The following is a 23,765-nucleotide window of genomic DNA, read 5'->3' as shown; positions in this document are numbered from 1 at the left end:
CTTGCATCTGGGGTCAATCCGCCAGCACGACCACGTCGCCCGGATCGATGCTGACCTCCACCTGCGCGCCGGGCTGGCGCTGCTGCGGATTGAGTTCGAGCGCGTGGATGGTCACATCGCCGGCCAATTCGATCTCGTGTCGCGCCGCCTCGCCGTGGTAGACGCTGTCCACGATCGTGCCCTGCCACTGGTTGCCCGCTGCGCCGTTGCCCGCCGCCGCGCCCAGGCGCCACGCTTCGGGCCGGATCGAGCAGGTGAGGTTCCCGCTGCGCGGCGTGTCTTCGTGCAGGCCGCGCGCCCGCACGTTGCCCATCGGCGCGTGGAGGATGAGTTCGCCCGCTTCGGCGCCCACGACTTCGGCGCTGATGAAGTTCGTGTCGCCGAGGAAATCAGCCACGAATCGGTTGTCCGGCCGCTGGTATACATCGCGCGGCTTGCCGACCTGCATCACCCTGCCGTCGCGCAAAACCGCCAGTTCGTCGGCCATGGAGAGCGCTTCGACCTGGTCGTGGGTGACGTACACCGTGGTGATGCCCGTCTCGCTGCACAGCCGGCGGATCTCGCGGCGCATCTCGCTGCGCAGCCGGGCGTCGAGGTTCGAAAGCGGCTCATCGAGCAGCAGGACCTTCGGTTCGATCACCAGGGCCCGCGCCAGCGCGACGCGCTGCTGCTGGCCGCCCGAGAGCTGGTTGGGCGTGCGCTTGGCGTAGTCCTGCATGCGCACGGCCTTGAGCGCCGCGGCCACGCGGTCGTCGCGCTCGCCGCGGCTCACTTTGCGCACCTTCAGGCCGAACGCGACATTCTCGAAGACGCTCATGTGGGGCCACAGGGCGTAGTTCTGAAAGACCATGCCCGTCTGCCGCTTCTCGGGCGGCAGGCGCGTGACGTCCTGATCGTCGAAGCGGATCGTGCCGCGGCCGGGCACGATGAAACCGGCGATCATGCGCAGCAGCGTCGTCTTGCCGCACCCCGACGGGCCGAGCAGGAAAAAGAGGTGCCCGTCGGCGATGCGCAGCGACACCGAATCGACCGCCACGGTCGAGCCAAAGGCCTTGCGAACGCCATCGAGCGTGATCGCGGTCATGGGATCGGCATGGTAGCCCCACCCGCGCACGCCTGCGCCGACTCGGGCGTGAGATCGGTGTTGGTTGACCTGGCCCTTTCGGCGGCGCGGCCGTAGGTCGGGACAAGGCTCTGCGCCGGCCCGGCGATGCGAGTTTGACGATCAAGTGAGCAAACTTCGCCTTGCAATAACCCGAGCCCCGACCGTAAGGAAGGGTCTTCGCCGAGCCGCGTTCTTCGCGCTGCATCTCGGCGGCCGCGCGGCGCACGCTCAACACCCGTGCTGACGCTTGGTGCTCGGTTCAGGTCTTCGCCGCTCAGCGTCCTTCGCGCTGCATCCGGTCATTGTCCTTCGCGCCGTATCGCCGCGGCCGCGCCCTCCGCGGGCCGCACGGTGTACTCGCCTACCATCCGCCATGTCCACGCCCCTCCAGCGCCGCATCGACGCCATTCGTCAGGGGCGGTCCATTCGGCCGGACCGGGCTCAGGCGCTGGGCGATTTCCTGCCGCAGCAGTTCGAGCGCGAGCACCGCAAGCCGTTCGACCGGCTGGCCGAGTTCATTGAAAGGTGGACGGCGATCATGCCGCCCGGGGTCGTTGAGCGATCGCGCCTGAGCGCTTTCAGCAGGGGGGTGCTGACGATCCACGTGGATGGCTCGGCGACGCTCTACGCGGCCGAGCGGCTGCTCAAGTCCGGTCTGGAGCAGCAGTTGCGCCTCGCGGGGCGCAAGGCGATTCTCCGCCGGGTGCGCCTGGAGATCGACTCATCGCTGGCGCCGCAGCCGGCACTCGAGTCGGACGAAAATCGGCCGTTTTGAGCGCGCCAAGGCCGATTTTGGCCATCTCGGGCCAGGCCCTCACTGACAGTTCGTATCCACATTCCTATAATGGAGGTTTCATTGCTTACGCCTTTTTGCCGTCCGCCGAGGGAGCCCAGCCGAATGCTCGGAAAAGTCTTCAAGGCCTATGACGTTCGTGCCGTCTACCCCAACCCGCTCAACGAGCAGACTGCGTGGAAGATCGGCTATGGCACGGCCCGCTACCTCCTCGAGCAGGCGAGCGCCTCGGGCGACACCGACCCGATGATGCGGCACATCATCGTCGGGCGCGACATGCGGCCGAGTTCGCCCGCGCTCTCCAAGGCCCTCATGGACGGCATCCGCACCTACGGCGCGCACGTCATCGACGTGGGCATGGTCGATACGCCGTTCATCTACTTTGCAATCAACTACCTCGACTGCGCCGGCGGCGTGATGGTGACCGCCAGTCACAATCCCATCGAGTACAACGGCTTCAAGATCAGCGGCCGCCAGGCCCTGCCCATCGGCCAGACGACCGGCCTCGACGAGATCAGCAAGTACGCCGCGATGGCGGACTTCGAAAAGATCGCGCCCGGTCCCGAACCCGCCGGCCGGGTTGAAGAGCGCGATTTCTGGGATGGCTACCGCGAGCACGTGCTCTCATTCCTCGATCTCAAGGATCGACCGATGAAGGTCGTCGTCGATGCGAGCAACGGCATGGCGGCCACGATGTTCAAGAAGGTCTTCAAGGGTGCGCCCAATCTGGAGATCATCGAACTGCATTTCCGCAATACGACGGGCAAGTTCTCGCACGATCCCAACCCGCTCATTGCCTCGAACCTCGCCGACGTGCGCCAGAAGGTGCTCGAGACCGGCGCGCACTGCGGCATCTGCTTCGACGGCGACGCGGATCGCGGCATTTTCGTCGATGACAAGGCCGAGATCATCGGCTGCGACCACCTCACCGCTCTCATGGCGACGCACTTTCTCAAGAGCCATCCTGGGGCGGGAATCGTCTACGACCTCCGCTCCAGCCGCGCCGTCGAGGAAGAGATCCGCGCCGCAGGGGGCAAGCCGATCCAGTCGCGCGTCGGGCACGTGTTCATGAAGAAGATCCTGCGGGAGAAGCACGCCGTGTTCGGCGGCGAACTCTCGGGCCACTTCTACTTCCGCGACAACTTCTACGCCGACAGCGGCGCCATCATCTTCGCCCAGGTGCTCAGCCTGCTCGCGGAAAGCAGGAAGCCGCTGGGCACGCTCATCAAGCCCATCGCCCGCTACTCGCAGTCCGGCGAGATCAACTTCATGAACGAGGAAAAAGACCTCGCGCTCGAGGCCCTCGAAGAGCACTTTAAAAACGTCGCCGAGATCGACCACCTTGACGGCCTGACGATCGACTGCTTCCGCAAGGAAGGCTGGTGGTGCAACGTCCGCCAGTCGAACACCGAGCCGGTGCTGCGGCTGAATCTCGAGGCCCGCAACGAAGTGATCCGCGACCGCATGGTCAACGAGATCGCCCCGATGCTCGGCCACCGCGTCGAGCATTGATCCGGGCGGCGTCGCCGGACGGTGCGCCGTCGTCGAAGCGGCGCATATCCTCACCGATGCAACACACCCACCCCCGCCGCGGCGCGTGCGCGCTGATTGTCTTCACGTTGACTGCTGCCGCCCTGGGCCAGGGCGAGGGCATTACTTCCACAGCTCTCAAGCCGCCAGCGCCGGCGCCCGGGCCGACGATGTTCACCCAGCTCGACGCCGCGCAAACCGGCATCGACTTCGAGAACCGCATCGACTGGGACAACCCCCGCAAACACCTCTACATGCACAGTTACGCCGGCGGTGGAGTGTGCATCGGCGACTACGACGACGACGGCCGGCCCGACCTCTACCTCACCAGCCAGATCGGCCGCGACCGCCTCTACCGCCAGGTCGGCGACATGGTTTTCGAAGACGTCACCGATCAGGCCGGCGTCAATCTCGGCACGGCATGGGGCACGGGTGCGACCTTCCTCGACATCGACAACGACGGCGATCTCGATCTGTATGTGTGCAACTACGACGCCCCCAACCTGCTCTACGTCAATCAGGGCAATGGCACGTTCATCGAGTCGGCTAAGAAGGCCGGGCTCGATTTCCGCGGCGCTTCGGTCATGGCCGCCGTGGCGGACTACGACAACGACGGCTTCGTGGACATCTATCTGTTGACCAACCGCATGTATCCCGGCGCCGCCGCCGATCAGCCCCGCATGCAGCGCGATGCAGCCGGCCACACCACGCTCGCACCCGGCCAAGAGGAGATGTTCGTCGAGCAGATGCGCCGCATCAACGGCCGCGACGAGCGCTATGTCATCAAGGCCGGCCAGCGCGACCGTCTCTATCACAACAACGGCGACGGCACGTTTACCGAAGTGGGCGAGATGGCGGGCATCAGCGGCAACCACCCCGGCCTGAGCGCCACGTGGTGGGATTACAACAACGACAGCCTGCCCGATCTCTACGTCGGCAACGACTTCTGGGATGCCGACCGCTGGTATCGCAATAACGGCGACGGCACGTTTGCCGACGCCATCGAGCAGGCCGTGCCGTACACGCCGTGGTTCTCGATGGGCGCCGACTTCGGCGACATCAACAACGACGGCCGCATGGACTTCCTCGCCGCCGACATGAGCGCCCGCACGCACTATATGTCCAAATTGTGGATGGGTGACATGGGCGATTCGCGCTGGTTTCTGCTCAGCGCCGAGCCGCGCCAGTACATGCGCAACATGCTCTATCTCAATACCGGCTCGCCGCGCTTCATGGAAATCGGCTTCCTCGCCGGCCTGGCGAGCACCGACTGGACCTGGTCCGTGCTCTTCAACGACCTCGACAACGACGGGCTGCTCGACTTCTTCGCCACCAACGGCACGACGAACCAATCCTTCGATCCCGATCTCACCCGCAAACTTCAGTCACTCGAAGCCGAGATGGACAGGATCGGCGTGCGCGACCCCGTGCAGCGCTGGGAGGCGCAGTGGAACGTGTACCGCCAGGTTCCGCCAATCCGCGAGCCCAACGCGGCATTGCGCAACGACGGCGACTACCACTTCTCCGACGCCGGCGATCAGTGGGGCGTCAATCAGGAGACGCTCAGTTACGGCGCCGCCATGGCCGACTTCGATCGCGATGGCGATCTCGATCTCGTCGTGTGCAACGTCGATGAACCCGTGGGAATCTACCGCAACGACTCGAACACCGGTCGGCGCCTTCTCGTCAGCCTGCGCTGCACCCGCGACAACCGATTCGGCGTCGGCGCCCGCATCGCGCTCAACGGGCCGAACCTCCACCAGGTGCGCCAGGTCTTTCCGGCACACGGCTTCCAGTCCGCCACCGAGCCGGTCGCGCAATTCGGCCTGGGCGAGCGCGCGATGGTCGCCGAACTGACCGTCATCTGGCCCGACGGCTCGCAGCAGACTTTCGAGCGGCTCGAAGCCGACCGCTGGTACACCATCACGCAATCCGCGCAGTCCGCTCGCGTGGCCAGCGAGCCGAACGCTCCTCCGCAGTTCATCGCGCTGGATGCGTCATCCGGCTTCACCACCGACGCGGCGCCTGAGCGCGAGTTCGACGAATATGAAACCCAGCCGCTGCTTCCGGCTCTGCTCTCGCAGAACGGGCCGGGCATGGCATGGGGTGATGCGGACGGTGACGGCGACGACGACTGCTTCATCGGCGCGCCGGCCGGGCAGGTCGGGCAACTCCTGCTCGATGACGGCAACAGCCACTTCACCAAAGCGCCCGACGGGCCGTGGGCGGACGACCGCGAATCCGAAGACATGGCCGTGCTGTGGATCGACGTCGATTCGGATAACGACCTCGATCTCGTCGTCGCCAGCGGCAGCGTGGAGTGGCCGCAGGGCGATCCGGCGCTGCGCGACCGGCTCTATCTCAACAACGGCAGCGGGCACTTCACGCACGCGCCCGCCGGCGCCCTGTCGGATGTTGCCACGAGCACCTCGTGCATCGTCGCTGCAGATTATGATCGCGATGGCGACGTTGATCTTTTCGTCGGCGGCCGCACCGTGCCCGATCAGTATCCGCTCGCGCCGCCCAGCCGCCTGCTGCGCAACGACGGCGGTACATTCACCGACGTGACCCAGACCGATGCGCCGGGCCTGGCCGACTCGGGCATGGTGACCTCGGCCGTGTGGTCCGACGCCAACGACGACGGCTTTATCGATCTGCTCATCGCCTGCGAGTACGGCCCCATCCACTACTGGCAGAACGCGGGCGGACGACTTGTCGAGCGCACGAAAGAAGCCGGCCTGGCCGAACTCACCGGCTGGTGGAACTCCGTTACGCCCGGCGACTTCGACGGCGACGGCGACATGGACTACCTCGTCCTCAACGCCGGCCTCAACACGAAGTACAAGAGCCCCGCGCCCGACAAGCCGGCGATGATCTACTACAGCGACTTCGACGCCAACGGCCAGTACGACATCGTCGAAGCCAAGAGCGGCAGCGACCACGTCCTGCTGCCCGTGCGCGGGCTGAGTTGTTCGAGTGAAGCCATGCCGCTCGTCAAGCAGCGCATGCCGACCTACCACGACTTTGCCGGCGCCACGCTTGAGCAGATTTACACGCCCGACTCGCTCGAACAGGCGCACGTGCTGACCGCCAATACGCTCGCCAGCGGCGTTCTCGTCAACGGCGGAACGCCAGGCGATGGCGCTGCAGCGTTCACCTTCCAGACGCTGACGCGCATTGCGCAGGCGTCGCCAGGCTACGGCGCCGCCGTGGCCGACTTCGGCGGCGACGGCACGCCCGACGTTTATTTCGTGCAGAACTTCAGTCATCGCGAGCCCGAGACCGGCCGGTGGACCGGCGGCATCGGCCAGTTTCTGCTGGGGGCATGGGAGTGCCACTTCATGGCCAACCCCACCGACGACCGCGGGCTGTTCGTGCCCGGCGACGGGCGCGCCGCGACGGTGTGCGACATCAATCACGACGGCCAGCCGGACATAGCGCTCACGCAGAACGGTGGCCCGATCCGCGCCTTTATCAACAACTCGGCGGCGCTTGGCGTCGCGGGAGAAATGCTGGTCATCACGCTCAAGGGCAAGCCGGGCAATCCCGCGGCGGTGGGCTCGCGCATCCGTCTCTACGGCACCGGCAACGTCAGCAGCCAGAGCGCCGAGATCACCGCAGGCTCGGGCTATCTCTCGCAGTCCGTGGCCCAGGTCTACTTCGGCCTGGGATTGCCGCCCACCGACTCGCTCCAGTTTCAGGTCCGCTGGCCCGACGGCAGCAGGAAAGACTACGAGATCAGGCCCGGCCAGTTCCGCATCATGATTGAGCAGCCCTGATCAACGCAGCGCGCACGCCAACTTCCTCCCCGGCTGTGTGGGGGAGGGCCGGGGCGGGGGCGATTTGATCCCGCCATTTCGTGAATCCGAATTCCGCGCTCATTTCGCGGTGGCGGCCGGCATTCGCTACCCTTAAAACATGGCCATGATCAACCAACTGCTCCCCAGCGAATCGGCCATGTACAGCGCCCTCGTGCAGCGCGACTCGCGCAGCGAAGGCGTCTTCTTCGTCGGCGTCAGGACCACCGGCGTCTTCTGCCGGCCCACCTGCAGCGCGCGCAAGCCGCGGCGCGAAAACGTGGAGTTCTTCCAGCGCGCTTCCGATGCGCTGCACGCGGGCTATCGGCCGTGTAAGCGCTGCCGGCCGCTCGAACACGGCCGCGCGGCGCCGCAGTGGGTCGAGCAACTTCACGCGCGGCTGGACGCCGACCCCGCCACGCGCCTTGCCGACCGCGACCTGCGCGCTCTGGGCGTGATGCCCACCCGCGCCCGCGCCTACTTCAAGCAGCACTACGGCATGACGTTCCACGCCTACGCCCGCGCCCGCCGCCTCGGCCTGGCCCTGCGCGAGATCCGCAACGGCAAGTCGCCTGATCGCGTCGGCGCGACCACGGGTTACGAATCGCTCAGCGGCTTTCGGGATGCGTTCGCGCGCGTGTTCGGGCAACCCGTCGGCCGCGGCCGCGAGATCAACGTCCTGCTGGCCGACTGGATCGACACGCCGCTGGGCGCGATGCTCGCCATCGCGTGCGATGATGGCCTGTGCCTGCTCGAGTTCGTCGATCGCCGGGCCATCGAGAAGCAGATCACGACGCTGCGCCGCCGCATGAATGCAACGGTGGTGCCTGGGAGCAATGCGCACCTATCGCGGATTCGCGAAGAACTCAAGGCGTACTTCGACGGCAGGTCGCTGGCGTTCCGCACGCCGATCGTCGCGCCGGGCAGCGAGTTTCAGCAGCGCGTGTGGAGCGAACTGAGGCGCATCGCGCCGGGCGAGACGCGCACCTACGCGCAGCTCGCCAAAGCAGTGGGGCGGTCCGGCGCTCACCGCGCCGTCGGCCGGGCCAACGGCGACAACCGCATCGCGCTGGTCATTCCCTGCCACCGCATCATCGCCACCGGCGGCGCCCTCGGCGGCTACGGCGGCAAAGTCTGGCGCAAACAATGGCTGCTCAACCACGAAGCCAGCGTCGCCGGGGTTCCAACATTCAGCACAAAGTCACCAAGACACCATGACACAAAGCAGTAAAGGGTGTGTAGCGCGCGGCGGCGAAAGAGTATTTTCTTCTTCGTGCCCGCTTTGTGCCTTTGTGCCCTTTGTGGTGAGCGCCTGGCGTGCGTGCGCGAAGGCTACTTCCCGCCGCGGCCCATGGCGCAGACGATCTCGAACTGCCTGGGCTCGATGGGCATGACCGACAACCGCTGGCCGCGCTGCAACACAGACATGCCTTCGAGATCCGCGCGTTCTTTCATTTCCTTGAGCGACACGACGCGCGGAAACTTCTCGACGAATTCCACATCGACCATCATCCAGATGGGATTGTCCGTGCTCGCCTTGGGGTCGTAGTGCTGCTGCTTCGGGTCCAGGGCGGTGTGATCGGGATAGCCCGCCTTGCATACGCGGGCCACGCCGACGACGCCGGGCGGCTCGGCGCCGCTGTGGTAGAAGAGCACGCCGTCGCCCACGCGCATGTCATCGCGCATGAAGTTGCGGGCCTGGTAATTGCGCACGCCGTCCCAGAACGTCTTGCGGTCGCGCTTGAGATCGTCGATCGAGTAGCAGTCCGGCTCGGCCTTAACGAGCCAGCACCGCGGTTTGTCGTTGGATTTCTTCGCCATGCACGATGATCGTCGTCGCCGCGGCGAGGTCAAGCGGCACATGCACGATCGAGGTTGCCATCCGGGAGGACTCGAGCCCGTCACGAGCCGCAGGTCAGGTGCAACCTGACGGTTCGCCGTGTACGCGCGGCTGACGTGCGAACAGCACACCGCCGCATCGTTGCGACGCACGCGCACGCCCTCGTGCGCCGAAGCGCGGTACGCTTCCAATCGTCAGGTCTCGACCTGACCTACCTGCTTGACCTGCCCCGGCTCAACCCGCATCGCGCTGGAAGTGATACAGCCGATCGTCCCAGTTTTTCAGGTCGAGGATGTAATCGTCGGTGCGATACTCGGCGTGGCCGTCGAGGTAGAGTACGTTGGACCCGGTCTTGTGGCGCTTGTTGTTGATGCGCCGTCCGCCCGTGCCCTGGTACTGGCCGGTGATGTGGACCGCTCGCCACGTGTCCAGCCAGCCCGCCGGACCACGGTCGCCGTTGCTCGGCCACGACTGGTTGTACATCACGTTGTAGAAGTAGTTGCTCTCGTCATCTTCGAACTCGGTGATGTACACCAGGCTGCTGGCGAAGAGCGCTTTTTCGATCTGGTGCGCGTAGCGGCCGTTGCCGTGCGTCGCATTGCCCTCGTTCACCACGCCCGGCCGATCGAAGCGCAGGCCGTTGATGATGTAGGAGATGTTGTGGTTCCGGTTCGGATGCGAGGGGCACTGATACGCCTGCCGCGCGTTGACCCACTTGTCGCAGCGGCTCGGCGGCGGGTTGTGGTAGTTGCCCAGATACTCGTTGCGCGGCGCGAGATACTTGCGAAACGCCATCGCCCATGTCACGTGCGACACCGTCGTCCAGCCGCCTTGCCGCTCCTGCGTCGCCACCTCGTTGCCTTCGCGCGGCACAAAATCATTCTCATCCGACGCGTAGATCATCATCGCATGTCCGATCTGCCGGAACTGCGACAGGCACTGGGCCCGCCGGCTCGCATCGCGCGCCGTCGCCAGACCCGGCAGCAGCAGTGCAATGAGCAGCGCGATAATGGAAATCACCACCAGCAGTTCGATGAGCGTAAATCCTCGGCCTGATGTGCGTCCCACGCGGCTCTCCTTCTTCTCTCAAACTCCGCGGCCCGGCCGGCCGCCGCTGACATCCCACGACTCCCGCGACCGGCAGACGATCCGCCCCGCCGGCCTCGGGGTTCACCCCTACGAGCATACCAGATCAGTCGCCGTTCGCAACCGGAAATTGCGGCAAATGATCTTTTTCTCCGCAACCTGTGCCCGCCGCCCAACGCCTCCGCAGACGCCGGCCGGCCTGCCCAACTCCCTCCCGCCGCCCGGGTCGCCGGTCCCAATCCCGCGCCGCCCCGCCCGCAACTACCCCATCCCATCCAGTAACTCCTGCACCCGCCGCTCGAGCCGGGCCGTCAGTTCGCCGGCCGTCATCCTCCCGCCGCCGCCCGCCGCTTGGCCGGCTGGCTGTTCACCCCCGCCAACCTCGATCGCCTCACCGAACTGCACCACCGCCCGCCGCCGGGCCCGCACCGTCGCCGTCGCCGCCCCGAGCACATCCTCCTCGAACTTGTCCAGCGTCTCGGCGAGCCGCTCGACGCTGGGCCGCTCATCCACATAATCACCCGGGTAACTGAACGCCTGCACCACCAGGAACAGATCATCCAGATCCGCCGCGATCTGCGGACGCTCGCTTTCACCCGCTCGGCTTTCGCCTTCTTCAATCTCCGCCAACCTCTTCAAACACGCGGCCCGCGCCTCCTTCACGCGCACCGGGATCGCGCTGGCATTGGCTGGCGCCTCCACCCGCCGCACCCCGTGCCGCCCCTCGATCCCGCTGAGGATGTGATCCGCCAGCACCAGCCGCCGCGCCGCGATCGTCCCCTGCATCGTCTCGCCGAGGTACTCAATCTCCTTGAGCGCCAGCAACGCCTCCGCCAGGCGATACACCCGCTGCGCCAGCGGCAGGTCCGGCCGCGGCCGCCACAGCACCTTCTTCTCCAGCCGCCCCATCAACTCCACCAGCGCCGGCTTCGGATCTTCCAAGTACGCATACTTGATCGCGCAGGGGATCGCCACGATCGGCCGCGGCGCCTTCCTTGCCGCGCTGAGCGCAATCGCCGCCGCCCCATCGCGAAACGGCGTGACGCGATCGTTCTGGTGGTACACCTCGCCTTCGGGAAAGACGACCAGCGGCTCGCGCTTCTCGCGCACCACCTCCACCGCCGCGCGAAACGCGTCTTTGTCCGCCCCCTCGCGATCGACGCTGAAACACCCGTGCCGCGTGAGCAGCCAGCGCCCGATCGCCCCGTGCATCTCAAACACCTGCCACGCCGACATGTAATAGAACGGCACGCCCACCGCATCGGCCGCCTCGAACATCACATACGCATCCGCATGTCCCGGGTGATTGGGCGTGATGAGCACTCCCGCCCCGCGCTCGACCGCCTGGCGTGCGAGATCGGCCCCGCGCACATCGACCTCGACAAGCCGCTGCTCGCGCGCTGCCTTGCGCCGCCGCAGTGCGCGAAACAGCCGGATCACCGTCGGATTGAGGCGAGCTTCCCATCGCTGGGGTCTGCGGTGAAGGGGATAGCGGTTCATGCGACGTATTTCGGCGTAAAGGCGCCGTGAGGGGCAATCGGCGCGTCGGGGCGACGCTGAGGATCTGCCCGCGAGTGCGCGCTCTCAAGCGAGAGTTCGCCCCGTCGCAGCGCCTTTCACCAGGGCCATGAACCTGGCCCGATCCGCTGGCGGGCGACAGCCGCGACGACTGAAAGCCCGAATTCCGGTTCCGGGATAAGGCATTTGTTTTCTGCAGGAATTATCAACATTTTTCTATACAGGATATTGACATCCAATTCTCATTATGGTACCAATGTCCGCGCTCTGGAGGTGGTCGAGTCGCATGAGATCAGCGGCGCCGCCTTGTCGCGCGGTCCGCGATTCCTCGATGTGTTCGAATCGATGTGCTCCAATGCTGCTGGCGACGAGTGACGCGCGCCGCAGGCAGACCTTCCCACCGCGTCGCTGTTCGCACACCGTGCGAAGAGAGGAGATAGTTCCATGTGGAAAAGTAACGTGGTCTGCTTCTTCGGACTGACGGTCGCACTTGTCGCGGCCGCCGCCCGGGGCGACCTGGTGGCCAGCGGCAACCCTCTGCCAGGAAACAGTTGGGGCCAGGCCTTTAACGAAAGCGGCGTTGGTCCGTTCGACCTCGTGGCCGTTCAGATGGTTTCGGGCGGCACGTTTAAGTCGCCCACTCATCGGAGTTTCAGCGTCGGAGGCTGGAGCAACGGGCTGGAGTGGGGAGGCGCTTCGCCGTATCAGGCGACCGCATTCGGGCCATCCACTTCCAACCTGACGTGGGCCATCTGGTTCGACACGCTTCAGTTAACCGATCGTCTTTGATTTCGTGGCGTTCAACGGAAACGTCAAGCAGGAAGAAGCGAGGGCGAGTTGGAGCGGATCGGCTTGGTCTATCCAGGCATCATCGAGCTGGAACCCCACGCGGGGAGAACTCACCTCAATTCCATTGCCGACTCCGATGGCTCTGGCAGTGGTGGGGATGGCTGCCGTTGGGCTGGCGTACCGCAAGCGGCGACTGTGATCTGGTCATCACCGGCGAGCCGCCGCACGACGCGGCGGCTCGCATCCTCGTTGCCGCTTTCCGCTCCCGCGGCACCGGCCGAACTCAGCGCACCTTCAACTTCACCGGCGCCTCTTCCGTCACCGGCGCGAGACACGAGGTGTCGTTGCACGCCTGGAACGTCACGACCAGCACCGGCTCGCCGGTCACCTCGCCCACCCGGCGAATCAACATCGGCACCGTCACGGACTGTTCGTACACGCGGATCGTTTCACCGCCCACGCCGAATTCCGTGCCTTCCGGATAGGCCGGCGCCAGCGCCAGGCCGGCGCCATCGCGCAGTTCGAATGACAGCGGCACGACCTGATCGCTGCCCGGCTCGGCGGCATTGATGTGATAGCCGCGCCGCGCCATGAGCGTAATCGCGAACTCGAAGGACATCTCGCTGGTCAGGTCGATCTCCTCGACCGACGCCGCCAGTTCGACAATGCGGTTCGGATCGACGCCGTCGCGGCCGATGTGATGCACGCGCTGGGGATCAACCTCGAGCAGGCGGAGCAGGGCGCGCGTCGAGTTGGCCATGGCCGTGGGGTTCTGATGCAGGTCGCCCGAGATGGCCGTGAGCGCTGCGATCGCGTCATCGAGCCAGCGCTGCTCGCCGGTGATCTCGTGCAGGTCGATCAGGTTGTTGAGCATGATGCTCGTTGCCGCGGGCAGGGCGCCGTCGTGCAGCGAGCGCGCGCGGAAGAAGACGTCGGTGCTGCCTTCGCGCGTGTCGAACCATCCGCCGCGATTGGAATCCCAGAAGAGTTGCCGTGCTTCATCCATGAGGTTTGCGGCGGCGTCGGCATAGCCCGCTTTGGGATTGCAGCGGTGCAGCGCGAGCAGGCCGTGGGCGAGCAGCGCGTAGTCCTCGCAGAAGGCGGGAATGGCCGCGCGCCCGGCGCGCCAGGAGCGCAGCAGCGTGCCGCCTTCATCGCGCATCGAAGTGTTGATGAACGTCCACGCCCGAGCGGCCGCCTCGCGGTATTCGGGTTTGTCGAGCGCGCGCGACGCCTCCGCCAGGCCGGCGATCATCAGACCGTTCCACCCGGCGAGGGTCTTGTCATCCGTGCCCGGCTGCTCGCGCGTAGTGCGTACCTCGAGCAGCGCTGCGTCAATGCGATCGAGGCGCTCCATGACCTGCTCGGCGCTCAGGTTCATCGCCCGCGCCAGCGGCTCGGGATGCATCATCAGCGCGAGGATGTGCATCGGCTCATCCTCAGGGTGGTGCGGGTCGCGGAAGTTGGGAGGCTGGTCGAGCCCGTAGGCGCGAATGGCCAGATCGACGAGTTCGCCCTCGCCCGCTTTCGTCAGTGCCTCGCGCACCTGATCGGGCGTCCAGAGGTAGTTGAGCCCCTCGCGGTGATTCACCTCGGCATCCTGCGCGCTGTAGAACGCGCCGGTCTTCTCGTCCGTCATCTCGCGCAAGACATAGGCGCAGATCTCATCGGCGATGCGACGGTAATACGCATCGCCGGTGCTCTCGGCGGCCTTCGCATAGACCTCGGCGAGTTGGCCGTTGTCGTAGAGCATCTTTTCAAAATGCGGCACGATCCACTGCGCATCGGTGCTATAGCGGTGAAAGCCGCCGCCCGCCTGGTCGTACATCCCGCCCATGGCCATGCGGTCGAGCGTCAGGCTCAGTGCCTCATCGACGCGCTGTTGAGTGTCGGCGCCGCTGACGGAGTCGCGGCTGGCCATGAGCAGTTCGAGGAAGACCGGCTGGGGAAACTTGGGCGCCTGCCCGAAGCCTCCGTGAGTGCGGTCGAAGATGCGCAGCAGGGTGACGACGGCGGCGCTCACGTCGCCCGGGCCGATCGGCGCAGCACTGCTCTGGAGCGACAATTGCTCGCGCACGGCGTCGGCGAGGCGCCTGGACTGTTCGATCACGTCGGCGCGCTGGGTTTTCCAGGCTTCGCTGAGCGACTCGACGACGCGCGACCAGCCGGGCCGGCCCATGGCGTCCTGCGGCGGAAAATACGTCCCGCCCCAGAACGGCGCCAGCGCCGTCCACTGCTCGCCCTCGGGCAGATCATCAGGCGGCGGAGGCGTGAGAAACACATTCATCGGCCAGCCGCCCTGACCCGTCATCGCCACGACCGCCGTCATGTAGAGGTCATCGACATCCGGCCGCTCTTCGCGATCCACCTTGATGCACACGAAGCGCTCGTTCATCAGTCGGGCGATGTCCTCGTTTTCGAACGATTCGCGCTCCATGACATGGCACCAGTAGCACGTCGAGTAGCCGATGGAGACGAGAATGGGCACCTGTCGGCGGCGCGCTTCGGCGAACGCCTCCGGTCCCCACGGCCACCAGTCCACGGGATTGTGGGCATGTTGGAGCAGATAGGGACTGGTCTCCTGCGCCAGACGATTCGTGTGCTTCGGCTGGGCGGAGTCTTGAGCAGGCATGGAAACCTCACCTTCGGGAGGGGGAGTCGTACCGGGCGGGGGGTTGTGCGGATCGGGCGAGGCGCCGGCTGCAAGCGCGGCGGCGAGCCACACCGCGGGTCCGCGGCCGAAGCGCTTGACTGGTTTGATCATCGCGATCCCCGTACATTGTTGGGATGAACGCATCCGAGGCCCCTCTCGATGATTGGGCTCCACTCGAGCCCGTGCTACGGCAGTCGCAGATTTCCGCGCTTCGCCGCTGGCTGGAGAGCCGGCCCGCCGCCGCGCGGCAGGTGCTTGATCTGGGCTGCGGCGACGGATCGGTGCTCGAGCAACTGGCCCCCCTCAGCACGCGCGCGGTCGGCGTCGATGTCGATCCGCGAGCCCGTAAGGCGGCGCGGCAGCGGCTGAGCAGAGCATCGCGCCCAGCCCGCGGCCACCAGCGCGTGCAGATCATTGACGCCGATTTCACCGATTCCCGGCAGGCCTCGCGCATCCCCGGCCGATTTGATCTCATCCTCTGCCTCGGCCACACGTGGATGCTGGTGACCGAGGACGACACGGCCGCCGAAGTGTTCAGCCGTATGAACGGCACGCTGGAAGACGGCGGCGCGCTGGTCATCGACAACTTCCCGGGCGAACTGTGGTCGCTCGTCGAATCCGGCGACTGGCAGACAGGGTTGAGCGAAGACGGCTCGTGCCAGATGATCCTCGATGCCCAGCGCGGCCTCATCGCGCTGCGCTGCGGCGATGAGATTGATGAGGCTTGCGAGCACTTCAAGGACAGCGACACGCTGCATCGCCTGTGGCGCACGGATGAACTGGCAGCGCTGGCGCAGCGCGCGGGGTTCCAGCCGCCGCGCGTCGAAGAGGCGCATCATCTCATCTGGTTTGATTGCGATGGCGGATCAGGCTGAGGCCGCGGGCGGCGCGCCGTACATGAACTCTTCCTGCACGATCTTGCCGTCCTTGACGGTGTACACGCCGACTTCATCCATGATGCTGCGCCGGCCGGTGGCGATCTCCTCGACTTCGAGGTGAAACTTCACGGCAAAGCCGGTCGCGCCGACGAAGGGGCCTTCCGCGCTGCCCGCGACCATGCGGTTGGTCTGAGCCCACCACTGGTTCTTGCCATCCACGGCGGCGCGACCGTCCCACGCCTGGCCCATGCCCTCAATCGAAACGATTCCGGGCGACCACCACTTTGCTTCGATCTCGTGAAGCAGGCCGCGATTGAACATGTCCACCAGAGAAGCGCCGATCTCACCCGGGCTCGGCCCCTTGCCGGTCGTCACCGTGCGCGGCGCGAGCGGATCGCGCTTCGGCTTTGCCTTGCTGCTGTGGCTGCCGGCCCTCGTCGGTTTTTTCTTCGCCGTCGTCGTGCGGCTGGATTTGGCTGCGGTCGTTTTTCGAGCTGGGCGCTTACTGCCGCTCGATTGCTTCTTCTTGCTGGCCATCGCTGAGATCGCTTTCCTGATAAGATGAGTGGGCGTCGGTCGCTCGGCCGACAGGGCAAATGGTATCGACCGCAACGCATCCCGTTGGGTGCGGCTGCGGCTCAGCATGGCGGACACGCATGCCTCTGGCGCGACTCAAACCGGAAACGACCTGCCTGCTGATCATCGATGTGCAGGAGCGGCTGACTGGCGAGATGATTGAGTCGGAGCGTCTGGTCGAGCGCTGCCGTTTTCTGGCCCGCTGCGCCGGCGTGCTCGGCCTGCCGGTGGCCGTGACAGAGCAATACGTCAAGGGCTTGGGACACACGGTGAGGCCCATCTCCGAGGCGCTGCCGCCCGGAACGCCGGTGTTCGAAAAGACGCGTTTCAGCGCCTGCGTGGAGCCCGTGCGAAACTGGCTGGTGAGCGCTGGCCGGCCAAATGTGCTGATCTGCGGCATCGAGGCCCACGTCTGTGTGCTGCAAACCGGGCTCGATCTGCTGCATTTGGGGAAACTCGTTTTTGCGGTTTCAGACGCGATTTCAGGCGGCGAGGCGGATCAGATCGCCCCGGCACTGCGGCGCCTGGAGAGGGGAGGGGCGGCGATAACCGGTTGTGTATCAGCGACTTACGAGTTATTGCGCGACGCCGGCCACCCGCAGTTCCGCGAGTGCCTCACGCTGGTGAAGGAAATCCGCACAGGCCCCCAATGCTGATTTTTGGGCTTCTGGACTCGTCCGCAGCCGCCTGAGCGGTGCTATATTGTGATGCGGCCACTGCGCCGCCCCAGGGAAACCATACACCTCGTTGAAAGTGGGTAAGGAGAACCATGGAAGCATATGAGAACCTGAAGCGGCTCGTGGCTGATGCGGAAGAAGACATCCGCAAGGCTGAAGGCGGCAACAAGGCCGCCGGAACGCGTGCCCGCAAGACCATGCAGGACATCAAGGCCGCGTGCCAGGAAGTCAGAAACGCCATTCTGTCGATGCGTGACCAGCCCTCGACGCCGGGCTCGTAAACAGGTCAACCACACCTGCCGACCGTCCCGCGTCGCACGGTCGGCGCATTTCCGAGTGAGGCCAACGTGAGTAGACAGGCTACGGTCTCGCAGCCGAGGGCCGTTTTCGTGGGGTCCGAAGACCGAATTCCGTTGAGCCCGCTGCGACCCGCAGCGCCGCCGCTCCTGTTTGACATTGAGGGAATCGACCTCAACGCCACCGCGGTCGATCTCGATGGCATCCAGGCCATCAACAAGCACCGCGGCGAGGCCCAGCAGATTGACCGCATCGCCTGGGTCGGCGAAGGTTTCGCCCAGGCCATCGCCACGCGCTACGTGCGCGGCGACGAGTGGTGGTGCGCCGGGCACATTCCCGGCTATCCGGTCATGCCTGCCGTGATGATGGTCGAGGCCGCCGCCCAGCTGACTTCGTGGATGTTCCAGTCCCGCAAGATCATCGAATACGAATTCGTGGGCTTTACCCGCATCGAAGACACGAAGTTCCGCAGGAAAGTCACGCCCGGCGACACGCTCATCATCCTCGCCAACCAGGTGAAGTTCCACATCAAGCGATTCGTCTGCGACACGCAGGGGCTCGTGGACGGCCAGATCGCCTTCGAGTCGCGCATCACGGGCATGCCGATTCTGTAGCGGGGTCGCCAAACCCGTCGTCCCCGCGCAGAGCCGGCCTTGAGCGAAGGCGGGGCGGGAATCCAGGAGCGGGCGATGACGTCCGCTGCCTCTCGACGAAGTCGTGCGCGCACGAACGCTCGTGGATGCCTGCCTGCGCGGCTATGACAACAGTGCCGGGCGGCTAACCGCCGATCCGGCCTGACCGGATCAGTTTCGTAATGGCTTCGATGTCCGCCGTCATCGGGCGGTCGGCAGTCAGGCGCGCCACGACGCTGCGCACCGTTTCGTGCGCTGCCTCCACCACAGCGCCGCTGCGCAGCGGCCGGTGGTACTCGAGCGCCTCGGCCGAGCAGAGCAGTTCGATCGCGATCACGCTCGTCGCCAGTTCGACTGCCCGGCGGAGTTTGTAGCCCGCGTTGGGCCCGAACGAGTTGTAATCTTCCTGGCCGGCCGAGGTGGGGATGTTCGCCACGCTCGCCGGCGCGCACAGCGTCTGGATCTCGTTGCAGCAGGCCGCGGCCGTGTACTGCACGATCATCAGGCCCGAGTGCAGGCCCGGCTGGGGTGAAAGGTAGGGATTCAGCGGGTTTTCGCTGTCGCTCGCGGCGAGCAGGTAGTACACGCGCCGCTCGCTGATGCCGGCAATGTGGGCCACCGCGATGGCGGCGGCATCCATCGCCAGCGCCAGCGGCAGGCCGTGGAAGTTGCCGCCGCTGATGATCGCATCGGCCTGTCCATCCTGACCCGCAAAGACCAGCGGATTGTCGGATACACCCTGCAGTTCTCGCTCCACAATCGTGCGCACGTGCTCGATGGTGTCCAGCGCGGCGCCGAGCACTTGCGGGCAGCAGCGCAGCGAATACGGATCCTGCACGCGCGGATCATCGATCTTGTGCGACGGGATGATCTGACTGCCGCTGAGGCACTTTCGCAGGCGCTCGGCGATGAGGCGCTGGCCGACCTGGTGCCGCGCTGCGTGGAGGCGGTCATCGAGAAACGCGTCGGTCGCGAGGCAGGCGTCGATGGACATGGCTGCGGCGACGACGGCCGCGTCGATGAGCCGGCCGAGGTCGTCGAGCGCCAGTGCCGCGAGCGCCGCCATGAGGTGCGTGCCGTTGATCAGCGCGAGACCTTCTTTGGCTTCAAGCGCGATGGGCTTGAGGCCGGCGTCGGCGAGGGCCTTGCCCGCGGGCTTGTAGGCGCCTTCGTGCATGGCGTGGCCTTCGCCGATGAGCGTGAGCGCGCAGTGAGCCAGCGGCGCCAGGTCGCCCGAGGCGCCAACCGAGCCGCGCGACGGCACCACGGGAACGATCCGATGGTTGAGCAGGTCCACGAGCCGCTCGACGACGACGGGCCGCACACCCGAGCAGCCGCGGCACAGGCTCGCGGCCAGCAGCAGCAGCATGGACCGCACGACGCTCTCGCTGAGCGGTTCGCCGATGCCTGCGGAGTGGGAGCGGATGAGGTTCTGCTGCACCTGGCGGACCTGGTCGGGCGCGATGCGCTGTCGGGCGAGGCTGCCAAAGCCGGTATTGACGCCGTAGATGGCGTCGCCGGTGCTCAGGGCGCGTTCGACGACGGCTCGGCTGCGCTCGAGTGCGGCGCGGCCGGCAGCGCCGAGGCGCACCTGCCGCCCGCCGCGCGCCACCGCCGCGACGTCATCCGTCGAGAGTCCTTGCCCGTCGAGCACCAGCGGCTGGCTCATGGGCGTGAGCATAGGCGTCGAGCCTCCCGGGCCGAAAAAGGCGCCAGGCGCCTTTTTTTGGAACGCAGGGGTGGCGGTGCCGTATAAGGGTGCCGGCGGCGGCCGGGGACGGTGCGCCGCGGTCGGTCGGGCCGGCCGGCGGGGCTACCATCAACGGAATGCGCGCCGGCGGGGCTCGTCTTTGTGTCTGTCGGCCAGCCGCGCCCCGCGGAGGGGGCCGGTGGATGAAGTTCTTCGCACCCGCCCGCCAATCAACCCGACAACCGTCAATCAACCCTGATACCCAGGAGACCCCAATGAACTTCCGATCGATGTCGACCACCAGCCTGGCGGGACTGTGCCTCGCCTCGGGCCTGATGTGCGCCGCCCCGCTGGCCAAGGCCGATCTCCCCGACGTGCTCGCGGCGGCCCCGAAGAACACCAAAATCTTCATCGGCACCACCAGACTGAGCGAGGTGGACAAGCAGTGGAAGCAGCTCATGGTCGCCATCGAGCAGGACGCCGTGGGCCAGTTCACGCCGTCGTCGATGCTGAGCCAACTGGGCGTCAGCGCTTCGGCGCTCGATCTCTCAGGCTCCATGGGCGTGGCGATGATGGATTATGAAATGGAGGGCGATGCGCCGCCCATGATCATGCTGCTGCCGGTCGCCGACTACTCGAAGTGGATCTCCGCTTTCGGGCCCGACGTCAGCGCCGACGGCGTGTCGGAAGTGACCACCGCGATGGGCAGCACGGCCTACGTCCGCTCCGCCGGCAAGTACGCCGTTCTCAGCCCGCGCAAGGAACTGGCCGAGGGATACGTCGCGCAGGACAACGCCGTGGCCCGGTTCAAGGAGCGCATCGGGCAAGTCGGAACCGGCGTGATCGAGCGCTCGCAGGCGTTTGCGATCGTCGATTTCGACGGGCTGGCCGAGCGCCGGCAGGAAGTCATCGAGTGGTTCAGCGAGGCGGTGTCGCAGCAGGTCGCCCAGGCGGGCGCGATGGGCATGGGCATGCCCATGGGCGAAGACATCGCCCGGATGAACGAGGCGTTCATCGGAATGATGATCGACGAGTGCAGCGGCGTCGTCGCCGGCCTGAATTACGGCGAGCGAGGCTTTGCGTTCGATCTCGCCGTGCAGACGCGCGAAGGCAGCAAGATGAGGGCGCTGCTCCCGGGCGTCGCCGAGTCGCGCAACCTGCTCAAGGGCTTTGAGGATGCGCCGTTCCTCATGGCGATGTCGATGGATTACAAGGCCGTCAAGGTCGGCCCGCTGCTCGACGAGATCAAGGCGCGTCTCGGCGTGGAGCCCGCCGGCGGCGCTCCGAACATGATGAACAACATGGAACTGCTCCGCCACACCGACGGGATGGGCATGGCCATCTACCCGCCGCCAGGCGGCCTGTTCGCCGGGCTGCTCAGCCGCAGCGTTACGCGCATGAGCGGCAACCAGGAGCAGATCCTCGCGGCGGTGCGCGAGACGATCGGAGCCATGGGCGAGACCGAAGCGCCCGGGGGCATGAAGATCACGACCGATTACCAGCAGGGCGCCAAGGACATCGCCGGCATCAAGGCCGACACCTACGCCGTCAAGATGACCGTGCCTCCCGAAATGATGCAGATGCAGCAGATGATGTCGATGCTCTACGGCCCGGGCGGCATGCAGGGCTACGTCGTGCCCGTCGAGGGCGGCGTGATCCAGACGACGAGCCGCAACGCTGAAGTGATCGAGAAGTCGATCGCCGCGATGAAGGGCGAAGCGCCGAGTCTTGGCGACAACAAGACGCTTGCGGCGGTGGACAAGATGCTTCCGCCCAATCCCTCGCTGCGCTTCTATATCGGCATGGGCGCCATCGCGAAGATGGCCGCGCCGCTCGCGGCCGGCTTTGCGCCGGGCGTCGATTTTGAAGAACTCGCCGCCCTGCCGCCCGTGGGCATGGGCGCGACCGTGAGCAGCGGTGGCTTTGCCGGCTCATTCGTCGTTCCGGCGCCGGTGATCAAGTCGATCATGAACATCGCCCAGCAGGCCGGCCCGATGGGCGGGAACGGCATGGACGAAGAGGAGCCGCCGCTGTTCTGACATTCGCGACTCCGATCACGTCGTAAAGGCTTTTCGCGCGGGACGGGTCGCATGGCCCGTCCCGCTTTGTCGATGCCGCCAGGAAGCCTTGCCGCGTGCAGGCCCGCCTCTATGATGCCCGCGACCATGAATACACCGCGATCCACGCTGCCGCTTGCCGCTGCCGGCTTCACTCTGGTACTGGCGCTGGCCGCTGCGCCCGCTGCGGCGCAGCAGGTCGAGCGCGACCTGACGGCCGAGGGCACGTGGCAAATCGTCGATGAGCCGCAACTCGACACGCCCGCGGGCGAACTGCACCTCGCGCGGCAGGCGCTGGCTCAGAAGCGCTACGGCGACGCCCGGCGGCGCATGGACAACTGGCTCAAGAACCACAAGGGCGATCCGCTCGAGGCCGAGGCGTACCTCATCCGCGCCGATTCACTCTTCCTCGCCAAGGACTACTACAAGTCGCTCTTTGACTACGAGGCCATCTGCCGCATGTTCCCCGGCAGCGAAGCGTTCATGATCGCGCTCGAGCGCGAGTTTGAAGTGGCGCAGCTCTTCGCCGGTGGCCTGCGGCGCAAGCTGTGGGGGATGCGGTGGTTTCGCGCCTACGACGAAGCGGAGGAACTGTTCATCCGCATCCAGGAGCGGGCCCCGGGCAGCAAACTCGCCGAGCGCGCCGGCCGGGCCCTCGCCGACTTCTACTACGATCGGCGCAACATGGAGCTTGCGGCGACGATGTACGACATCTACATCAAGAACAACCCCAAGGCCGCAGATAACCCAGACGCGATGCAGCGTCTCGTCTACTCGCACCTGGCGACGTTCAAGGGGCCGGCCTTTGACGTCTCGGGCCTGGAGGAGGCGGATGGCTGGCTGAACATCCTGCGCACCCGCTACCCGGCCCAGGCGCAGCAGATGCGGGCCGAGGCGCTGCAGCAGCGCATCGAAGAAGCGCGGGCTGAGAAGATGCTCGTCGATGCCGATTTCTATCTGCGCCGCAAAGATGAAGTCTCGGCCAGGTTCGTGCTCAAGCGGCTCATCGACAAGCACTCTTCCACCCTCGCCGCCCAGCGGGCCTACAAGGCGATGAAAGAGCGCGGCTGGGTGAGCGACGAAGTGCCCGAGGAGCTGCTCCAGGACGCACCGCCGGTGACGGCCGATGCGGCGGCCCCGGAGGCGACAGGGCCCGAGTCGGCCGAGCCTGAGCCTGCCGGCCCGCCGGTGGAGGATCAGCCATGAGAACGCTGGTGCGAATCGCGGCTGCCACCGCCGCGCTGAGCGCGGCCGCAGCCATCACCGGCTGCGCCTCGACCGACGGCTCGGGCGATCGCACGGGCTACACCGCCGACAGTCTCTACCCCGAGAAATACCACAGCATCGCGGTGCCGATTTTCGACAACCGCACCTACTACACCGGCGTCGAGCGAGAGATCACCGATGCGCTGATCAAAGAGATCCAGAAGCGCACGCCCTACGCCGTGGTGAATACGAGTGACGCGGCGCAGACGGAACTGTCGGGCACGATCACGGGCGTGGAAAAGACGCGATTGAACCGCTCCCGGGGCAGCGGGCTGGTGCGCGAAATGCTGCTGAGCGTGACGGTCGATTTCCAGTGGCGGGACGTGCGCACGGGCAAGATGATCGTGCAGCGGCAGAACTTTTCGGTCGGCGACGAGTACATGCCTTCACGACCCGTGGGCGAGAGGCCGGAAATCGCGGAATTCGGCGTCAGTCAGCGGCTGGCCGAGCAAATCGTCGCGGCAATGCGCGATCAATGGTGAGACTTGAGGCGTAGGATTAACCGTCGGCCGGGTGGAGCCGATAAACCAACACGGGCATCGCACGCGCGGCACAGGGCCGGGCTGCAGGGGCTTGTGGGA

At 66.1% G+C, this 23,765-nt stretch carries 20 protein-coding genes; 13 read left to right on the top strand and 7 right to left on the bottom strand.

Translation table 11 applies throughout. The annotated features are described in order from the left end of the window. Positions 1-13 precede the first annotated feature (13 nt). A complete protein-coding gene (locus IT430_18645; protein ID MCC6909959.1) occupies positions 14-1,084 on the bottom strand; it encodes an ABC transporter ATP-binding protein in 1,071 nt (356 codons plus the stop codon). Positions 1,085-1,478: 394 nt separating this feature from the next. Between IT430_18645 and IT430_18640 the strand changes: the two genes are divergently transcribed. The 4 genes from IT430_18640 (at position 1,479) to IT430_18625 (ending at position 8,456) form a co-directional block, all read left to right on the top strand. Further along, positions 1,479-1,880, top strand: coding sequence for a DUF721 domain-containing protein (locus IT430_18640; GenBank protein MCC6909958.1), 402 nt, complete (start codon positions 1,479-1,481; stop codon positions 1,878-1,880). Positions 1,881-2,003: 123 nt separating this feature from the next. Beyond that, positions 2,004-3,410: a phosphomannomutase/phosphoglucomutase gene (locus IT430_18635; GenBank protein MCC6909957.1), complete on the top strand. Its 1,407-nt coding sequence runs from the start codon at positions 2,004-2,006 to the stop codon at positions 3,408-3,410. A 56-nt stretch (positions 3,411-3,466) separates the two neighbouring features. After that, a complete protein-coding gene (locus tag IT430_18630) occupies positions 3,467-7,207 on the top strand; it encodes a VCBS repeat-containing protein (protein ID MCC6909956.1) in 3,741 nt (1,246 codons plus the stop codon). Between the two features lie 178 nt (positions 7,208-7,385). Then, positions 7,386-8,456, top strand: a complete 1,071-nt coding sequence (locus IT430_18625) for a bifunctional transcriptional activator/DNA repair protein Ada (protein MCC6909955.1) — start codon at positions 7,386-7,388, stop codon at positions 8,454-8,456. A 101-nt stretch (positions 8,457-8,557) separates the two neighbouring features. On the opposite strand, the gene IT430_18620 is transcribed toward IT430_18625, so the two are convergent. From IT430_18620 to IT430_18610, 3 genes are all read right to left on the bottom strand, one after another. Continuing rightward, the gene (locus IT430_18620) at positions 8,558-9,046 is read right to left on the bottom strand and encodes an EVE domain-containing protein (GenBank protein MCC6909954.1); all 489 of its coding nucleotides are present in this window, start codon (positions 9,044-9,046) and stop codon (positions 8,558-8,560) included. Between the two features lie 253 nt (positions 9,047-9,299). Next, the gene (locus IT430_18615; GenBank protein MCC6909953.1) at positions 9,300-10,133 is read right to left on the bottom strand and encodes a DUF1559 domain-containing protein; all 834 of its coding nucleotides are present in this window, start codon (positions 10,131-10,133) and stop codon (positions 9,300-9,302) included. 279 nt (positions 10,134-10,412) lie between these two features. Further along, complete coding sequence (locus tag IT430_18610) at positions 10,413-11,651, bottom strand: 1-acyl-sn-glycerol-3-phosphate acyltransferase (GenBank protein MCC6909952.1); 1,239 nt, start codon at positions 11,649-11,651, stop codon at positions 10,413-10,415. A 462-nt stretch (positions 11,652-12,113) separates the two neighbouring features. Between IT430_18610 and IT430_18605 the strand changes: the two genes are divergently transcribed. Continuing rightward, the gene (locus IT430_18605) at positions 12,114-12,458 is read left to right on the top strand and encodes a hypothetical protein (GenBank protein ID MCC6909951.1); all 345 of its coding nucleotides are present in this window, start codon (positions 12,114-12,116) and stop codon (positions 12,456-12,458) included. Between the two features lie 283 nt (positions 12,459-12,741). Here the strand turns inward: IT430_18605 and IT430_18600 are convergent, their stop codons facing one another. Then, complete coding sequence (locus tag IT430_18600; protein MCC6909950.1) at positions 12,742-15,222, bottom strand: DUF255 domain-containing protein; 2,481 nt, start codon at positions 15,220-15,222, stop codon at positions 12,742-12,744. Positions 15,223-15,245: 23 nt separating this feature from the next. Between IT430_18600 and IT430_18595 the strand changes: the two genes are divergently transcribed. Further along, entirely contained in the window at positions 15,246-15,986 is a 741-nt protein-coding gene (locus IT430_18595; GenBank protein MCC6909949.1) for a class I SAM-dependent methyltransferase, read from the top strand. Here the strand turns inward: IT430_18595 and IT430_18590 are convergent. Further along, positions 15,978-16,316, bottom strand: coding sequence for a nuclear transport factor 2 family protein (locus IT430_18590; protein ID MCC6909948.1), 339 nt, complete (start codon positions 16,314-16,316; stop codon positions 15,978-15,980). The genes IT430_18595 and IT430_18590 overlap by 9 nt on opposite strands. Between IT430_18590 and IT430_18585 the strand changes: the two genes are divergently transcribed. The 4 genes from IT430_18585 (at position 16,309) to IT430_18570 (ending at position 18,153) form a co-directional block, all read left to right on the top strand. Further along, positions 16,309-16,554, top strand: coding sequence for a hypothetical protein (locus IT430_18585; protein MCC6909947.1), 246 nt, complete (start codon positions 16,309-16,311; stop codon positions 16,552-16,554). The genes IT430_18590 and IT430_18585 overlap by 8 nt on opposite strands. Before the next feature lie 91 nt (positions 16,555-16,645). After that, complete coding sequence (locus IT430_18580) at positions 16,646-17,221, top strand: isochorismatase family protein (GenBank protein ID MCC6909946.1); 576 nt, start codon at positions 16,646-16,648, stop codon at positions 17,219-17,221. 113 nt (positions 17,222-17,334) lie between these two features. After that, entirely contained in the window at positions 17,335-17,523 is a 189-nt protein-coding gene (locus IT430_18575) for a hypothetical protein (GenBank protein ID MCC6909945.1), read from the top strand. A gap of 132 nt (positions 17,524-17,655) precedes the next feature. Continuing rightward, a complete protein-coding gene (locus IT430_18570; protein ID MCC6909944.1) occupies positions 17,656-18,153 on the top strand; it encodes a hypothetical protein in 498 nt (165 codons plus the stop codon). 163 nt (positions 18,154-18,316) lie between these two features. Here the strand turns inward: IT430_18570 and hutH are convergent, their stop codons facing one another. Continuing rightward, positions 18,317-19,840 (bottom strand): histidine ammonia-lyase, encoded by a 1,524-nt coding sequence (hutH, locus tag IT430_18565; GenBank protein MCC6909943.1) that lies wholly within the window; start codon positions 19,838-19,840, stop codon positions 18,317-18,319. A 296-nt stretch (positions 19,841-20,136) separates the two neighbouring features. On the opposite strand from hutH, the gene IT430_18560 reads away from it, so the two are divergent. The 3 genes from IT430_18560 to IT430_18550 all read left to right on the top strand — a co-directional run bounded on the left by IT430_18560 (position 20,137) and on the right by IT430_18550 (position 23,666). Continuing rightward, positions 20,137-21,900, top strand: coding sequence for a hypothetical protein (locus IT430_18560; protein ID MCC6909942.1), 1,764 nt, complete (start codon positions 20,137-20,139; stop codon positions 21,898-21,900). A 126-nt stretch (positions 21,901-22,026) separates the two neighbouring features. After that, a complete protein-coding gene (gene bamD, locus IT430_18555; protein ID MCC6909941.1) occupies positions 22,027-23,124 on the top strand; it encodes an outer membrane protein assembly factor BamD in 1,098 nt (365 codons plus the stop codon). Continuing rightward, on the top strand, positions 23,121-23,666 hold the full coding sequence (locus tag IT430_18550; GenBank protein ID MCC6909940.1) for an LptE family protein: 546 nt from the start codon (positions 23,121-23,123) through the stop codon (positions 23,664-23,666). The genes bamD and IT430_18550 overlap by 4 nt, the downstream gene beginning before the upstream one ends. Positions 23,667-23,765: the final 99 nt, after the last annotated feature.

Source organism: Phycisphaerales bacterium (assembly GCA_020852515.1).
Taxonomy (GTDB): Bacteria; Planctomycetota; Phycisphaerae; order Phycisphaerales; family UBA5793; genus UBA5793.
The sequence above is the reverse complement of the archived record's forward strand: the minus strand, read 5'-3'. Positions and strand labels throughout refer to the sequence as shown.

Coding starts and splice junctions, on each gene's coding strand:
- IT430_18560 (MCC6909942.1), top strand. CDS start 20,137: ATGAACTTCCGATCGATGTCGACCACCAGCCTGGCGGGACTGTGCCTC.
- IT430_18595 (MCC6909949.1), top strand. CDS start 15,246: ATGAACGCATCCGAGGCCCCTCTCGATGATTGGGCTCCACTCGAGCCC.
- IT430_18640 (MCC6909958.1), top strand. CDS start 1,479: ATGTCCACGCCCCTCCAGCGCCGCATCGACGCCATTCGTCAGGGGCGG.
- IT430_18585 (MCC6909947.1), top strand. CDS start 16,309: ATGTCCACCAGAGAAGCGCCGATCTCACCCGGGCTCGGCCCCTTGCCG.
- IT430_18630 (MCC6909956.1), top strand. CDS start 3,467: ATGCAACACACCCACCCCCGCCGCGGCGCGTGCGCGCTGATTGTCTTC.
- hutH (MCC6909943.1), bottom strand. CDS start 19,840: ATGAGCCAGCCGCTGGTGCTCGACGGGCAAGGACTCTCGACGGATGAC.
- IT430_18550 (MCC6909940.1), top strand. CDS start 23,121: ATGAGAACGCTGGTGCGAATCGCGGCTGCCACCGCCGCGCTGAGCGCG.
- IT430_18600 (MCC6909950.1), bottom strand. CDS start 15,222: ATGATCAAACCAGTCAAGCGCTTCGGCCGCGGACCCGCGGTGTGGCTC.
- IT430_18575 (MCC6909945.1), top strand. CDS start 17,335: ATGGAAGCATATGAGAACCTGAAGCGGCTCGTGGCTGATGCGGAAGAA.
- IT430_18580 (MCC6909946.1), top strand. CDS start 16,646: ATGCCTCTGGCGCGACTCAAACCGGAAACGACCTGCCTGCTGATCATC.
- bamD (MCC6909941.1), top strand. CDS start 22,027: ATGAATACACCGCGATCCACGCTGCCGCTTGCCGCTGCCGGCTTCACT.
- IT430_18645 (MCC6909959.1), bottom strand. CDS start 1,084: ATGACCGCGATCACGCTCGATGGCGTTCGCAAGGCCTTTGGCTCGACC.
- IT430_18610 (MCC6909952.1), bottom strand. CDS start 11,651: ATGAACCGCTATCCCCTTCACCGCAGACCCCAGCGATGGGAAGCTCGC.
- IT430_18635 (MCC6909957.1), top strand. CDS start 2,004: ATGCTCGGAAAAGTCTTCAAGGCCTATGACGTTCGTGCCGTCTACCCC.
- IT430_18605 (MCC6909951.1), top strand. CDS start 12,114: ATGTGGAAAAGTAACGTGGTCTGCTTCTTCGGACTGACGGTCGCACTT.
- IT430_18620 (MCC6909954.1), bottom strand. CDS start 9,046: ATGGCGAAGAAATCCAACGACAAACCGCGGTGCTGGCTCGTTAAGGCC.
- IT430_18625 (MCC6909955.1), top strand. CDS start 7,386: ATGTACAGCGCCCTCGTGCAGCGCGACTCGCGCAGCGAAGGCGTCTTC.